Raw genomic sequence first — 520 nt, 5'->3', positions numbered from 1 at the left:
GCCTCGTTGAAGTCCGTGACGTAGACCTTGATCTCCTGCTCGGCCGAGGACAGGGCCGGGGTGGCGTTGTCGGTGGCAATCACCTTCAGGCGGTAGAACTTGCCGATCGCATCCTGCTCGAGGCCCGCGCCCGGCGTCGTGGTGACCGCGTCCTCGAAGTTGAGCGCCGTGGCGACCTTGATCTGCTTGGTGGTGTTGTCGATCGTGAAGTGACCGTTGCCGTTGAAGCCGGCGACGAAAGAATAGGTGATGCCGGCAGCCGGGGTCGAGTCGTCCTGAGCCGTCAGCGTGCCCACCGCCTGGCCCACGCCCAGGCTCTCCGCGACACCGTCCGTGGTGCCGCCGTCCAGCTGGATCGTGTGCGGCGGCGTGTTCGCCGGTGTTTCGTTCACATCCGTGACGTAGATCTTGACGTCCTTGACCGCCGAGGTGTTGAGCGCCGGATCCTTGGCCACGACTTGCACGGTGTAGTACTTGCCGGTCGCGTCCGTCTGCAGATCAGTCGCCTCGTAGTCGAGCG

The 520-nt window shown here is 64.8% G+C and carries 1 protein-coding gene; it reads right to left on the bottom strand.

Annotated elements, in window-relative coordinates; genetic code table 11:
- Positions 1 to 520 (bottom strand): cadherin repeat domain-containing protein (locus tag AB4097_RS21510; protein WP_442043341.1); only part of this gene is annotated, 520 nt, incomplete at both ends.

Origin of the sequence: Microvirga sp. 2MCAF35, assembly GCF_052115545.1 — a bacterium.
Taxonomy (GTDB): Bacteria; Pseudomonadota; Alphaproteobacteria; order Rhizobiales; family Beijerinckiaceae; genus Microvirga.
This window is presented reverse-complemented; position numbering and strand designations above follow the sequence as displayed.